The 12,995-nt window shown below is 72.4% G+C and carries 14 protein-coding genes; 4 read left to right on the top strand and 10 right to left on the bottom strand.

Going from position 1 to position 12,995, the window contains the following annotated elements; all coding sequences use genetic code 11:
- Positions 1–20: 20 nt before the first annotated feature.
- The 9 genes from ACFW9Z_RS05060 to ACFW9Z_RS05020 all read right to left on the bottom strand — a co-directional run bounded on the left by ACFW9Z_RS05060 (position 21) and on the right by ACFW9Z_RS05020 (position 8,564).
- Entirely contained in the window at positions 21–758 is a 738-nt protein-coding gene (locus tag ACFW9Z_RS05060) for a D-Ala-D-Ala carboxypeptidase family metallohydrolase (protein ID WP_384634477.1), read from the bottom strand.
- 153 nt (positions 759–911) lie between these two features.
- The gene (gene def / locus ACFW9Z_RS05055) at positions 912–1,550 is read right to left on the bottom strand and encodes a peptide deformylase (protein WP_384634474.1); all 639 of its coding nucleotides are present in this window, start codon (positions 1,548–1,550) and stop codon (positions 912–914) included.
- Positions 1,551–1,670: 120 nt separating this feature from the next.
- On the bottom strand, positions 1,671–2,666 hold the full coding sequence (locus ACFW9Z_RS05050) for a tetratricopeptide repeat protein (RefSeq protein ID WP_384634471.1): 996 nt from the start codon (positions 2,664–2,666) through the stop codon (positions 1,671–1,673).
- Between the two features lie 92 nt (positions 2,667–2,758).
- Positions 2,759–4,144 carry an HD-GYP domain-containing protein gene (locus ACFW9Z_RS05045; RefSeq protein ID WP_384634468.1) on the bottom strand — a complete coding sequence of 462 codons (1,386 nt, stop codon included), beginning with the start codon at positions 4,142–4,144 and terminating at the stop codon, positions 2,759–2,761.
- 56 nt (positions 4,145–4,200) lie between these two features.
- Positions 4,201–5,586, bottom strand: coding sequence for an HD-GYP domain-containing protein (locus tag ACFW9Z_RS05040; RefSeq protein ID WP_384634465.1), 1,386 nt, complete (start codon positions 5,584–5,586; stop codon positions 4,201–4,203).
- A gap of 98 nt (positions 5,587–5,684) precedes the next feature.
- On the bottom strand, positions 5,685–6,029 hold the full coding sequence (gene rsrA / locus ACFW9Z_RS05035) for a mycothiol system anti-sigma-R factor (protein WP_384634462.1): 345 nt from the start codon (positions 6,027–6,029) through the stop codon (positions 5,685–5,687).
- A complete protein-coding gene (locus ACFW9Z_RS05030) occupies positions 6,026–6,682 on the bottom strand; it encodes a sigma-70 family RNA polymerase sigma factor (RefSeq protein WP_018510075.1) in 657 nt (218 codons plus the stop codon). The genes rsrA and ACFW9Z_RS05030 overlap by 4 nt, the downstream gene beginning before the upstream one ends.
- A gap of 286 nt (positions 6,683–6,968) precedes the next feature.
- Positions 6,969–7,613, bottom strand: a complete 645-nt coding sequence (locus tag ACFW9Z_RS05025; RefSeq protein ID WP_384634460.1) for an alpha/beta family hydrolase — start codon at positions 7,611–7,613, stop codon at positions 6,969–6,971.
- Positions 7,614–7,748: 135 nt separating this feature from the next.
- Complete coding sequence (locus ACFW9Z_RS05020) at positions 7,749–8,564, bottom strand: SOS response-associated peptidase (protein WP_384634457.1); 816 nt, start codon at positions 8,562–8,564, stop codon at positions 7,749–7,751.
- A gap of 53 nt (positions 8,565–8,617) precedes the next feature.
- On the opposite strand from ACFW9Z_RS05020, the gene ACFW9Z_RS05015 reads away from it, so the two are divergent.
- The 4 genes from ACFW9Z_RS05015 to ACFW9Z_RS05000 all read left to right on the top strand — a co-directional run bounded on the left by ACFW9Z_RS05015 (position 8,618) and on the right by ACFW9Z_RS05000 (position 12,429).
- Positions 8,618–9,331 carry a M50 family metallopeptidase gene (locus tag ACFW9Z_RS05015; RefSeq protein WP_384634455.1) on the top strand — a complete coding sequence of 238 codons (714 nt, stop codon included), beginning with the start codon at positions 8,618–8,620 and terminating at the stop codon, positions 9,329–9,331.
- A gap of 185 nt (positions 9,332–9,516) precedes the next feature.
- Entirely contained in the window at positions 9,517–10,869 is a 1,353-nt protein-coding gene (gene aroA / locus ACFW9Z_RS05010) for a 3-phosphoshikimate 1-carboxyvinyltransferase (protein WP_384634453.1), read from the top strand.
- A 3-nt stretch (positions 10,870–10,872) separates the two neighbouring features.
- On the top strand, positions 10,873–11,889 hold the full coding sequence (gene rsgA / locus ACFW9Z_RS05005) for a ribosome small subunit-dependent GTPase A (RefSeq protein WP_384634450.1): 1,017 nt from the start codon (positions 10,873–10,875) through the stop codon (positions 11,887–11,889).
- Positions 11,890–12,105: 216 nt separating this feature from the next.
- Positions 12,106–12,429 carry a DMT family transporter gene (locus ACFW9Z_RS05000; protein ID WP_384634447.1) on the top strand — a complete coding sequence of 108 codons (324 nt, stop codon included), beginning with the start codon at positions 12,106–12,108 and terminating at the stop codon, positions 12,427–12,429.
- Here the strand turns inward: ACFW9Z_RS05000 and ACFW9Z_RS04995 are convergent.
- A complete protein-coding gene (locus tag ACFW9Z_RS04995; protein WP_384634444.1) occupies positions 12,321–12,920 on the bottom strand; it encodes a TetR/AcrR family transcriptional regulator in 600 nt (199 codons plus the stop codon). The two genes, ACFW9Z_RS05000 and ACFW9Z_RS04995, sit on opposite strands and share 109 nt — an antisense overlap.
- Positions 12,921–12,995 lie beyond the last annotated feature (75 nt).

The following is a 12,995-nucleotide window of genomic DNA, read 5'->3' as shown; positions in this document are numbered from 1 at the left end:
CGGCCCACACCTTCAGCAGATCAGATGCCGCACTGCGATGCCGACCAGAAGCGGTTCGGCCCCTGGTTGACGTGCACGTGGTCACCGTGACCGGCGTAACCCGGGCCGAGGATGCCCCGGAAGCCGTGGTAGCGGGCCTGCTTGGCCAGCGTGCACAGGGAGTGCGGCGAGGCGCCGAGGTCGACCGCGTCGCCGTACAGGTGGCGGCTGTTGGTCGCTCCGCCGACGGCCGCGTTGCAGGAGGTGGAGCGGAAGCCGCTGGTGACGCGGATGGACTTGTCACCCAGCGCGTGGCGCAGCGCCTCCAGCTTCCACATGCTGCTCAGCGCGTTGGCCCTGGCCGTGCCCGCCGCGACCGCGCCGCCCGCCCAGGTGCTGTTGCACTTGTTGAGCTCGGGGTACGTGAAGTGGATCGGGGTGCAGTCGTTGTCCTGGAGCGCGTAGATCTTGGCCTGGGTGGCCGGGCCCGCGATCCCGTCGGCGGCCAGGCCGTAGGCCGCCTGGAACCGCTTGACGGCGGCGGTGGTGGCGGGGCCGTAGGAGCCGTCGATGGCGAGCACGGAGTCGTACCCGGGCCATCCGGCCACCCGGATCTGGAGCTGGGTGACGTCGTTGCCGGTGGCTCCCGGCGCGAGCGTACGGGTCCAGGTGTAGCAGCCGTCGGCCTGCGCGGGACCGGCGGTCAGCACCGCCCCGCCCAACGCGAAAGTAATGGTCATGACAAGTCCGAGCAGCACGCGTGCGGCACGTCTCAGCATGGGGCTCCCTCTCGATCACGGACGCTGTGAAGGCGAGCCTGGCCCAGGAGTCGACGCGCGTCAACTCCCTCCGGGTAAACGGCAGTTATCCGAAGGGAAGGGGCCCGGCACCCCGGACGAAGCGGTGCCGAGCCCCGTACGCGTACAGCGTCCTCAGTCGTTCGGGACCGTCTCGTAGCGCGGCGTGCCCTCTTCCATCTGCCGCAGCGCGTCCTTGCGGTCGCGCTTGGAGAGCCGGTCGATGTACAGGTACCCGTACAGGTGGTCCGTCTCGTGCTGGAGGCAGCGCGCGAAGTAGCCGGTGCCCCGGACCCGGATCGGGTTCCCCTTCGCGTCCTGGCCGCGCACCACCGCGTAGTCGGGGCGGGCGAGGGAGGCGTACGCGGTCGGGACCGAGAGGCAGCCCTCGTTGGAGTCGTCCAGCACCCGGCGCTCGGGCTCCAGCTCCTCCAGGACCGGGTTGCAGACCACTCCGGTGTGCCGGTTGCCGTCGTCGTCCGGGCAGTCGTAGACGAAGACCTTCAGGTCCACGCCGATCTGGTTGGCGGCCAGGCCCACGCCCTCGGCCGTCTTCTGGCTGGCGAACATGTCGTCGATGAGCTGCGCGAGCTCGTCGCCGAACTCGGTGACGTCCTTGCACTCCTTGTGCAGCACCGGGTTGCCCACGACCGTGATCGGACGCGACGTTCCGCGCTCCCGGTACGCCGTCTCGCGCGCCTCACAGTCCTCGGTGTCGATGACGAACCCCTCGTCGTCCACGCCGATCCGCCCGTCCGTCTCCTGCTGCGACATGTCCGCCGTACGCCTTCCTGCAAAACCTGAACTCGGTGACCCCGCCGGACCCGGCCGGATGCCGGGAACCACGGGAGGAACAGCACCGCGATCGGTGCGCGTACAGCCTACGGGCAGCGGTCAGCAGACTTCTTCGAGATCCCGCCACTCGCGGCTGTCCGGGCTGTCGGCGACCCAGCCGTCCAGCAGGCCGCGCACCAGACCGGCGGGGGCCGCGAGACCGCACTCGCGCTCGGGCACCCACAGGTCACCGGCGCCCGCCGTGCGGTGGCCCAGCGGTCCCGGGTGGCCCGGCTCGCTGTGGTCGTGCGGGTCCAGGTGCTCCCCGTCGCCCTCGTCGCTCTCCATCCGGCTCTCCGAACAGGCCCGGCACAGCAGCCGTACGGAGGAGGACCAGTCCTCGGCGGCGAACCCGGCGTCCGAGGCCAGCTTCTCCAGCGCGTCCCGGTCGTCCTCGGTGGCCGCCTCCAGCAGCACCACCCAGGTCGGCACCGGGGAAGGCGCCCACAGCTCGATCTCGTCGAACACCGGATACGAGGGTCCGGCGGCGGTGACCCGCTCGCCGTTGGGCACCCCGTCGTGCAGCACGACCTCGCCCCAGCGCCGCCCGGACGACGGCAGCGGGATGGAGAGCACCTCCATCCGGGCCGGGTCGAGCCGGCGCCCCCAGACCACCTCTGCCTCGCCCTCCGGCGAGAGCCGCACCGCCGCGCTGCCCAGCTCCATGCCGGTCGGCTCGGTGGTGGCCGCGCTGTTCAGCCCGGAGCCGGGCACCCGGAGCCCGTACGCCTGCCAGGCCCGGCGCGCCAGCGGCCAGTCCTGGAGCGCGGTGGCCGCGATCCCGACGTTCCACCAGTCCGGGGCGCCGGACTCGCGGTCCAGCAGCGCGACCGCCCGCAGGCCCGCCGCGCGCGCCTGCTCCCAGTCGTGGCGGAACTTGTGCAGCAGCGCCAGATTGAACCAGGACTCCGAGAGCCAGGGCTCCAGATCCGCCGCGCGCGTCAGCAGCGCCCCCGCGTCCTCGTACCGGCCGTCGCCGATCAGCGTGAACGCGCGGTCCGTGGCCTGCCGCCAAGAGGCGGACGGCCGATGCCGTACCTTCCCGAAGATCCTCACGATTCCCGCCTGTCCCGACTGGACACCCTCGTTTTCCGCTCTGCTTTCGCATCCAACCATGCCCGGCCGGACGCCCGCTCATTACCCATGGGTTACCCAGCCCCGGCCCGGGCCAGACCGCCCCGGCCGAGGACTCTCGCGAGGGCCTCGACCACCTGCGGCTGGTGGTCGTGGCCGGTACCGAGCCTGAGCTCCTCCAGCGCCCCCAGCGGCCCGCCGATGCCTTCCCCGCACAGGTCGTCGTATGCGTTGACCGTCCTGACGATTCGGGCGGCGGGCAGCTGTTCCCGGTACGGATCGGCCTGCTGCTCCACCACCGCCGCGACCTGAGGGTCCACCCCGGTCCGGCGCACCACGGCCCCGCCGAGCAGCGCGATCCGGCGCTGCTCGGCGACGGGCAGCCGGGCGGTGGCCCCGTCGGCGACCGGGTCGAGCAGGGAGAGCTGGCCGATGTCGTGCATCAGGGCCGCGTGCTCCAGGACGGTCAGCTGCGCCCCGGTGAACCCCAGCTCCCGCCCCACGGCGGTGGCGAGGACGGCGACCCGGCGGGCGTGGCCGGGCGGGGTGTACCCGGCGATCTCGGTGGCGCGGGCGAGCGAGGCGATGGTCTGGCCGTAGGTCGTACGAACGGCCGCGTACCGGCGGAAGGAGACCTGGGTCAACAGCAGCGGCACACAGAGCACGGGCAACGCCCACAGCCCGGCGACGGCCACCCCCAACGCCATCACCACCCCACTCGCCCCGACGGCGGGCCCGATCCCGGCAAGCGCCCGCAGCTCGTCGCGGAGGAAGGGGCCGTAGGGGGGTGGGGTCGGCGGTCGGTACGGGGGTGGGTTCCCGATTCCGTACGGGGTCGGGGCCTCGGTGCCGTACGAGGTCGGAGCCCCGGTCCCGACCCCGTACGGCAGCGCCCGCGCACGTGCCACGAGGGCGGCGAGCAGCGCGTCGCAGGCGGCGGTCAGCGCCAGCAGGCTGAGCAGGAACAGCGCGAAGTACAGCCCGTCCCCGAACCACCGCACCGCCTGCCCGGAGTTGTACAGCGGCTGGAAGCAGATGGCGGCGAACCCCACCGTGACCACCCGCCGCGCCGCCCGGTCCACGTCCGGGCCGCCGCCCCGGGCGAGCTGCCCCACGGCCACCACGAGCTGCGCGGCGACGACCACGGCGACCACCTGGAGGGGCCTGTGCCCGGTCGGCTCCCCCGCGCTGTCCCCGAGCAGGGCGTACGCCAGCGCTCCGGCGGCGGCGAGCGGCGCGGGCTCCCGCTCCCCGGGCGCCCCGCCCCGCCGGGCCAGCTCCCCGAGGGCGACGAGGAGCCCGAAGGCGAGGGCGTGGCCGGGCTGGATGAGACCGTGCCAGAGCGTGTGGGCGAGCGCGGCGAGGGTGAGGGCGAGGGCGGCCGCGCGCAGGGCGAGGAGGGCGGGCGGGGTGGGGCCCTTGGGCCGCGTACGGCTCCTCGGCGGTGTGCGGCTCTCCACGCGGCTTCTGACGCGGCTTCTCACATGGCTTCTCACGGGACTTTTCACGCGGTTCCTCACGCGGACCGGTCCGGGGAGGGGCTTCGCGGTTCGGCTTCCTCGCGGGCCGTGGGCACGGCCATCGCCCCCGCCTCGTCCGCCGTCACCGCCGTGTCCGCGCCGCTCCAGCCGTGCCGCTCCACGGCGCGGGTCAGCGCCCGCACCATGCGCGGGTCGAACTGGCTGCCCGCGCACCGCCGCAGCTCGGCCAGGGCGGCGGGCACGGGCCGCGCACGCCGGTAGGAGCGGGTCGAGGTCATGGCGTCGAAGGCGTCGGCGACCGCGACGATCCGGGCGAACTCGGGGATGCGGCCGCCGCTGAGCCCGTACGGATAGCCGGTGCCGTCGAGCCGTTCGTGGTGGTGCAGGATCGCGGCGCGGGCCTCGTCCAGGAAGCCGATGCCCCGGACGATCTCGTGGCCGTACTCCGGGTGCAGCTCCATGGCCCGGCGCTCGTCGGGGGTGAGCGGGCCGTCCTTGCGCAGCACCCGGGTCGGTACGCCCAGCTTGCCGACGTCGTGCAGGACCCCGGCGAAGCGGAGCGCCTCCAGGCGGTCCTGGTCCATGCCGAGTTCACGGGCGATCAGGACGGAGGCCCGGCCGACGCGCTCGCTGTGGCCGCGCGTGTAGGTGTCCTTGATGTCGACGGCCTGGACCAGGGCGCGGATGGTGGCGCGGTGGGCGGTGTCCTCGCGGTGGTACTGGGCGAAGACCCAGCAGGAGATGTACATGGGCAGCAGGACGAAGAGCGCGGAGACGGGCCCGTACGGGCTGCGCCACAGCACGGCCATCATCAGCCCGGCGAGCGCGTGCACCAGGTGGGGCCCCAGGGCGCACGGCAGCAGACGGCACCAGGAACGGCGTACGGGCCGGCCTTCGGCCGCCGCGAGGATGACGCAGTCCAGGGCCGTCAGCACCAGGCTGAAGGCGAGGGCCGCCGCGCAGGCGGGCAGCAGGGCGTACGGGAGGTCCGGGGCGGCGATGGCAGCGGGGCCGCCCAGGAGCGTGTGGGTCCAGGAGGCGGCGCAGCAGGCGAGGGCGAGCTGTGCGGCCCGCCAGCTCCGGCGGGCCGCGAAGGGCGGCCGGTCCACCCGGCCGGCCAGCGACGCCACGGCCGCGACCAGCGCGGCGGCCGGAGGCGGCAGGAGGAAGGCGGCGGCGGGCAGCAGAGGGAGGAACGATCCGGCACCGGCCTGGACCGCCCCCGGATCGAAGCGGCGGCCGACGGCCTCACAGACGAGACAGAGGACAGCGAGCAGCCCCAGCGTTCCCCAGGGGATGGCGGAATCGGGCCGTACCAGGGGAATGGCGGAGTCGGGGCGTACCAGCGGGAGGGCGCAGGCGGTGGCCGTGGCCACCGCCGCCAGGATGCAGACGCGCGCCGCCGCCGGTGTGCCTCTCACGCCCGCATTCGCCCCCACTGGTGGTCCATGGAGGCGCCACGCTAGCGAGTCGGCGGGCTCACGGAGCCGCTACAGGTGCGATTAACACATTCGGGTGACTACTCCCGCGCGGTCGCGGCCTGGTCGGTCCCGGCGATGGTGGCGTCCGGGCCACCGCTGACCGTGATGTCCTGCTCGGGCACGGCCTCACCGGCCCTGATCAGGTCGATCCGGCCCATCACCTTGGAGCGCAGGTCGGTCGGGACCTCGTCCTGACCGCAGCAGCGCTTGACCAGCTTCTTCACGGCCTGCTCCAGGCCGTACTTCTCCAGGCACGGCGAGCACTCCTCGAAGTGCACCTCGAACTTGGTGCAGTCGCCCTCGGGCATCTCCCGGTCCAGGAACTCGTAGAGATGGTCGAGGACCTCCGAGCAATCCGTCTCGTGCGGCTCTCCGCAGCTCATGAGGTAGAGCCCTTCCGATCGTCCGAATCACCGGCACCGGCCGCGACGAGCCCGCGCTCACGGGCGTAGTCCTCCAGCATGCCGCGCAGCTGGCGGCGGCCGCGGTGCAGCCGGGACATCACCGTACCGATGGGAGTCCCCATGATGTCCGCGATCTCCTTGTAGGCAAAGCCCTCGACATCGGCGAGATAGACGGCGATGCGGAACTCCTCGGGAATCGCCTGGAGCGCCGACTTCACGTCGGAGTCCGGCAGGTGGTCGAGGGCCTGGGACTCGGCGGAACGCAGACCGGTCGACATGTGCGACTCGGCGCGTGCCAGCTGCCAGTCCTCGATCTCCTCGGCGGCGCTGCGCTGGGGCTCGCGCTGCTTCTTGCGGTACGAGTTGATGAAGGTGTTGGTGAGGATGCGGTACATCCACGCCTTGAGGTTCGTGCCCTCACGGAACTGGTGGAAGGAGCCGTACGCCTTGGCATAGGTCTCCTGGACCAGGTCCTCGGCATCGGCGGGATTGCGCGTCATGCGCAGCGCGGCCGAGTACATCTGGTCGAGAAACCCGAGGGCGTCCCGCTCGAAACGCGCGTTGCGCTCGGCGGTCGTCTCCGGTGCGCGGCCGTCGTCGGTCCCTGTGTCGGTCCCAGTGACCGGACCCACCTCCTCCAACGATGTGGCGGAGCCGAAACCGGACCCGCTCGCCTCGGAGAATAGTCGACCTTGCTTCGAGACGGGCTGTCGATCAACGACGCCCGTCGACCGCTCACGGGTGGTCTTCGCCGCAGGCAGCACGGTCCACTCCAGGTCAGCGGCGTTCGAGCGGCTGGGGCAGATGGTCGAACCCATGCGACGGACTCCCTCTCCACGTACACGTTGTCGTACCGGCGTCGTTGTACCGACGTCCCGAACAACAGCACCCCCGTACGCGGCATTCCCGTGGCCCGTGTCACCCCAGTGACGTGAGCCATCCCGTGACCGCCCCGGTGAGCACGCCCATCGCCTGATCCTCACTCAGCCCGGACTTCTTCGGTACGGCGAAGCCATGGTCTCCGTACGGCACTTCCTTCAGCTCGTACGGGCCGGACGGGAACTCCTCCGGTCGCCCGAACGGGTCGTTGCCACCCTGCACCACCAGGGTGGGCACGCCCGTGCCGAGCAGTTCGTCCGCCCGGGACTTCTCCGGCCTGCCCGGCGGGTGCAGCGGGAAACTGAGCGCGAGGACGGCCGCCGCGCCCAGCTCGCTCGCGGTCCGGCAGGCGACCCGGGCCCCGGCGCTCCGGCCTCCGGAGACGACCGGCAGCCCGGGGGCGGCCAGGGCGGGCCACAGACCGCGCCACCCGGTGTCCAGGGTCTTCGGGGCGGGCGCCACCTTCTTCCCGGCCACCCGCCAGGGCTGCTCCACCAGGGCGACGGTGACCCCGTGTCCGGGCAGGGCGGCGGCCAGGGCCTTCAGGTCCCGGGCCTCGATGCCGCCACCGGCCCCGTGGCTCGCGGCCAGCACGAGGCGGGGCGCGGTGGTGGCCGGGAACCAGGTGATCCGGGCCTCTCCGGCGTCGGTGGTGACGTTCTGCGTACGGTGTTGGGGGCTCACCGGCCCATCCTCCCCCGTACCCGCCCTCAGACCCTCCCGTACGCCCTCAGAAACGCGCCCCCGGAGAAACACGCCACTAAAAGCACGCCTCTAAAGAGGGTCGCCTCCTCCACGCGCCCTTAGAAGCGCGCGCCCTTAAAAGAGGGTCGCCTCCTCCGGCGCGGCCAGTTCCTCCAGCAGTTCGGGCCCGTTGTTGCGGACGTTGCTGACGGCGGTGGCGACCGGGTAGGCGCGCATCAGCCCGCCGGGCGGCGGCTCCAGCAGCGCGCGCAGCTCGTCCAGGCCGGTGTGGGAGGGGTCCAGCCAGGCGTCCCAGCGGTCCGGGGTGAGCATCAGCGGCATTCGGGGGTGGATGTCGGCGAGGGCGCCCGGCCCTTCGGCGGGGGCGACGGCCAGGGGCGTGGTCTCGGCCTCGGTGGTGATCACCGAGCACGTCACCCACCAGGCGTTCTCGTGCTCGCCGGGGAGCGTCGGGTCGCGCCAGAACTCGTACAGTCCGGCCATCGCGAAGACCGAGCCGTCGGCGGGGGTGACGAAGTAGGGCTGCTTGCGCGCCCGCTTCTTGCCCTTCTTCTCCTCCAGCTGCCGCTCCTCGGCGCCGGTGACCCACTCGTAGTACCCGTCGGCGGGCAGGATGCAGCGGCGCTGGGCGAAGGCCCGGCGGAAGGAAGGCTTCTCGTGGACGGTCTCGGAGCGGGCGTTGATCATCCGGGCGGCGCCCTCGGGGGTCTTCGACCAGGAGGGGACGAGCCCCCATTTCAGGGCCCGCATCTGGCGAACCGGACGCCGGTCGTCCGCGTCCTTAACAGGACGTTCCAGTACCGCGTAGACCTCTTTGGTCGGCGCCACGTTCCAGTCCGGCTCCAGGGTCTCGGTGGGTTCCCACTTCTCGACCCCGAAGAGTCCGGTCAGGTCCTCGGGCGCCCGACTGGCCGCATACCGTCCGCACATAAGTGCCAGACTGCCACGACCGCCCGCCCCCACCGCAAGGAGTCGCCCGGCCGATGAACAGCACCGAACTGGGCGATCTGTGGGATCGCCTCACCGGCACCCAGCCCGCACCCGAGCAGTGGCTGGTGGTGGTGACGGCCGCCCTGGCCCTCGTCGCCGTCGTGCCGAACCCGATATGGCGGCTCGCGCGCAACACCATCACCATCGCCCACGAGGGCGGCCACGGCCTGGTGGCCCTGCTCACCGGGCGGCAGCTCTCCGGCATCCGGCTGCACTCGGACACCAGCGGGCTGACCGTGAGCCGGGGCAAGCCGACGGGCATCGGCATGATCCTCACGGCGGCGGCGGGCTACACGGCCCCCTCGCTGCTGGGTCTGGGCGGTGCCTGGCTGCTGACCAATGGCCGGATCACGCTGCTGCTGTGGATCTCGACGGCGCTGCTCGCCGCGATGCTGGTGATGATCCGCAATGTGTACGGGGCCCTCACCGTCATCCTGACCGGTACGGCCTTCCTGCTGGTGTCCTGGCTGACCTCGTCGGACGTGCAGTCGGCGTTCGCGTACGCGGTGGTCTGGTTCCTGCTGCTGGGCGGGGTGCGGCCGCCGTTCGAGCTCCAGTCCAAGCGGCGCTACGGCGGCGCCCCGGACTCCGACGCGGACCAGCTGGCCCGCCTGACGCACGCCCCGGCGGCGCTGTGGCTGTTCCTCTTCCACGCGGTGTCGCTGTGCTCGCTGATCGGCGGCGGGCGCTGGCTGCTGGGCTGGTGAGGACCGGCCTCCCGCGCGGGACATGATCCGGTCCGTAACCAGTCCTTCGTCACGGGACACGATCCGGTTCGCAACCAGTCTTTCGTCACGGGACACGATCCGGTCCGTACCAGTCTTTCGTTACGGACCGGTTTCCGCCCTTTTGGTGACGATCCGCGTTTGCTCGGAGCCACTAAAGTAGGGCCATGACCGAGAGTTCCGTGCACCCCGCCCTCTGGCCCGCCCCTCACGCGAGCGGAGCCGTCGACGCGACCGTCACCGTGCCCGGATCGAAATCGGTCACCAACCGGGCGCTCGTGCTGGCCTCGCTGGCCTCCGAGCCGGGCTGGCTGCGCCGCCCGCTGCGCTCCCGCGACACCCTGCTGATGGCCGAGGCGCTGCGCGCGATGGGCGTCGGCATCGAGGAGACGGTCTCCTCGTCCTCCGCGACCAGCCCCTCCGCCGCGACCGGACCGGACGCCTCCGGCGAGGCCTGGCGGGTCATTCCGGCGGGGCTGCACGGCCCGGCCACCGTCGACGTCGGCAACGCCGGCACCGTCATGCGCTTCCTGCCGCCGGTCGCCACGCTCGCCGACGGCCCGATCCGCTTCGACGGCGACCCCCGCTCCTACGAGCGGCCGCTGACCGGCGTGATCGAGGGACTGCGGGCGCTGGGCGCGCGGATCGACGACGACGGGCGCGGTGCGCTCCCGCTGACCGTGCACGGCGGCGGGGCGCTGGACGGCGGCCCGGTGGCGATCGATGCGTCGTCGTCCTCGCAGTTCGTCTCGGCACTGCTGCTGTCGGGGCCGCGCTTCAACCAGGGTGTGGAGGTCCGGCACACCGGCTCGGTCCTCCCCTCGATGCCGCACATCCGGATGACCGTCGACATGCTGCGGGCCGTCGGGGCGCAGGTGGACGAGCCGGAGACGGGCGGCGAGCCGAACGTGTGGCGGGTCTCCCCCTCCGCGCTGCTCGGCCGGGACCTGACGATCGAGCCGGACCTCTCCAACGCCCAGCCGTTCCTGGCCGCCGCGCTGGTGACCGGCGGCAGGGTCACCATCCCCGACTGGCCGGAGCGGACCACCCAGCCGGGTGACGCGCTGCGCGAGATCTTCACCGCGATGGGTGGCAGCTGCGAGCTGACCGAGCGCGGTCTGACCTTCACCGGTACGGGCCGGATCCACGGCATCGACGTGGACCTCGGCGAGGTCGGCGAGCTGACCCCGGGCATCGCGGCGGTCGCGGCGCTGGCCGACTCCCCCTCCACGCTGAGCGGCGTCGCCCATCTGCGGCTGCACGAGACGGACCGGCTGGCCGCGCTCACCAAGGAGATCAACGAGCTGGGCGGTGACGTCACCGAGACCGCCGACGGGCTGCACATCCGCCCGCGCCCGCTGCACGGCGGCGTCTTCCACACGTACGACGACCACCGCATGGCCACCGCCGGGGCGATCATCGGCCTCGCGGTGAAGGGCGTGGAGATCGAGAACGTGGGCACGACCGCCAAGACCCTGCCGGACTTCCCGGACATGTGGACCGGAATGCTCGGGGTCTAGATCATGCGCCGCTACGGGAAGAACCCCGACGAGGACGACATCCGCGTCCGCCCCAACCGCAAGGGCAACCGGCCGCGTACGCACATCCGGCCCAAGCACGAGGACGCCGAGGACGGCATGGTCCTCACCGTCGACCGGGGCCGGCTCACCTGTCTCGTCGACGGGCGGACCGTGGTGGCGATGAAGGCCCGCGAGCTGGGCCGCAAGGCCGCCGTGGTGGGCGACACCGTCTCCATCGTCGGGGACCTGTCCGGCGAGAAGGACACCCTGGCGCGGATCGTGCGCATCGCCTCGCGCCGTACGGTGCTGCGCCGCACGGCGGACGACGACGATCCGTACGAGCGTGTGGTCGTCGCCAACGCCGACCAGCTGGCGATCGTCACCGCGCTGGCCGATCCGGAGCCCCGGCCGCGCATGATCGACCGCTGCCTGGTGGCCGCGTACGACGGCGGCCTCACCCCGCTCCTGGTGCTGACCAAGTCCGACCTGGCCTCGCCGGACAAGCTCCTGGAGGCGTACACCCCGCTCGGCGTCCCGTACATCGTGACCAGCCGCGAGGAGCTGGAGAACGGCGGCGCGGCGGACCGGGTGCGCGAGCAGCTGGCGGGGAAGGTCACCGCCTTCGTCGGGCACTCCGGGGTCGGCAAGACGACGCTGGTCAACGCCCTGGTGCCGAAGGACCGGCGGCGGACCACCGGCATCGTCAACGCGGTCACCGGCCGCGGCCGGCACACCACCACCTCCGCGCTCGCCCTGCCGCTGCCCGACGGCCGCGGCTGGGTCGTCGACACCCCGGGCGTCCGCTCCTTCGGGCTGCACCACGTGGACCCGTCGCGCGTCATCAACGCCTTCCCCGACCTCCAGCCGGGCACCGAGAACTGTCCGCGCGGCTGCACCCATGACGCGGACCAGCCGGAGTGCGCGCTGGACGCCTGGGTGGCCGAGGGCCACGCCGACCCGGCCCGGCTCGACTCCCTGCGCCGCCTGCTCTCGACCCGCGAACGACGCGAGGGCGACTGACCGGGGTACGGGGGCGACCGCCCCGGACTCGGGGGCGACCGACCCGGCCCGGGCGTGGGGCCGCGCCCCGGACGCGAGGGCGATGATCGGGACCCGCCACGATGTGGCGGTTTTCGGCCTCTGCGCGCCCGGCATGTTTGCCAGTTTCAACAACTGGTAAAGGCATAATCGCCCGTGCGGGACAGACCCCGCCAACTACGCAGGAGGCAACGGACGATGGCATGGCTGCTGGTCGTGGTCGCCGGACTGCTGGAGACCGGCTTCGCCGTCTGTCTGAAGCTCTCGCACGGCTTCACCCGGCTCTGGCCGACGGTCGCTTTCGCGGTGTTCGCCCTGGGCAGTTTCGGCCTTCTGACGATAGCTCTGAAGAAGCTCGACGTCGGGCCCGCGTACGCGGTGTGGACCGGCATCGGCGCGGCAGGCACGGCGATCTACGGCATGGTCTTCCTCGGTGACATCGTCTCGACGCTGAAGCTGGTGTCGATCTCGCTGGTGATCATCGGAGTGATCGGACTCCAGCTGTCCGGCTCCGCGCACTGACCGGGCGAGCGGGGCACGACCACGTAGGAGAGTGCGAGGCGCAGGGCGGTCTCGCAGCGTATCGCCGTCTCGTACGTCTCCGTGGTCGGGTCCGAGACGACGGCCACCATCCGGTCCCGGGCCAGGCCGAGGAGTTGGGCGGGGGCCGGGACCTCATGGCCGGGGCGGGGTAACCACTCCCCCCAGAGTCCCGTCAGTAAGCCCTTGACCAGCGGGTCCTCGCGGGCCGCCCGTACGGTCCAGTGCGCCACGGCGACCGGGTGCTCCGGCGCGGGCGCGGTCAGTGCGCGGTCCACGCCGGCCAGATAGCGGTCGGCGGCCCGCCGCAACAGGGCCGTGGCGAGCCCGCCCTTGGTGCCGAACTCGTTGTAGAGGGTCTGCCGCGAGACCCCGGCCAGGGCGGCGACCTCGACCATCCGCACCGTGCGCCAGGGCCGCTCGGCGAGCGCCCTGAGGGCGGCGTCCAGCAGGGCTTCTCGCGCTGTCGGCATCGCCGCCTCCCACGCCCGGGGCCTGCGGTTCAGCGTTGAGGCGCTCGTACGGACTGTCAAGGGTCCGCGTACGGG

This window comes from Streptomyces sp. NPDC059452 (assembly GCF_042750035.1).
GTDB lineage: Bacteria > Actinomycetota > Actinomycetes > Streptomycetales > Streptomycetaceae > Streptomyces.
This window is presented reverse-complemented; position numbering and strand designations above follow the sequence as displayed.

Bases quoted from the DNA above. Each gene is read 5' to 3' on its own strand.
- ACFW9Z_RS05060 (WP_384634477.1), bottom strand. From the start codon at position 758: ATGCTGAGACGTGCCGCACGCGTGCTGCTCGGACTTGTCATGACCATT.
- ACFW9Z_RS05015 (WP_384634455.1), top strand. From the start codon at position 8,618: ATGAACAGCACCGAACTGGGCGATCTGTGGGATCGCCTCACCGGCACC.
- rsgA (WP_384634450.1), top strand. From the start codon at position 10,873: ATGCGCCGCTACGGGAAGAACCCCGACGAGGACGACATCCGCGTCCGC.
- rsrA (WP_384634462.1), bottom strand. From the start codon at position 6,029: ATGAGCTGCGGAGAGCCGCACGAGACGGATTGCTCGGAGGTCCTCGAC.
- ACFW9Z_RS05000 (WP_384634447.1), top strand. From the start codon at position 12,106: ATGGCATGGCTGCTGGTCGTGGTCGCCGGACTGCTGGAGACCGGCTTC.
- def (WP_384634474.1), bottom strand. From the start codon at position 1,550: ATGTCGCAGCAGGAGACGGACGGGCGGATCGGCGTGGACGACGAGGGG.
- aroA (WP_384634453.1), top strand. From the start codon at position 9,517: ATGACCGAGAGTTCCGTGCACCCCGCCCTCTGGCCCGCCCCTCACGCG.
- ACFW9Z_RS05020 (WP_384634457.1), bottom strand. From the start codon at position 8,564: ATGTGCGGACGGTATGCGGCCAGTCGGGCGCCCGAGGACCTGACCGGA.
- ACFW9Z_RS04995 (WP_384634444.1), bottom strand. From the start codon at position 12,920: ATGCCGACAGCGCGAGAAGCCCTGCTGGACGCCGCCCTCAGGGCGCTC.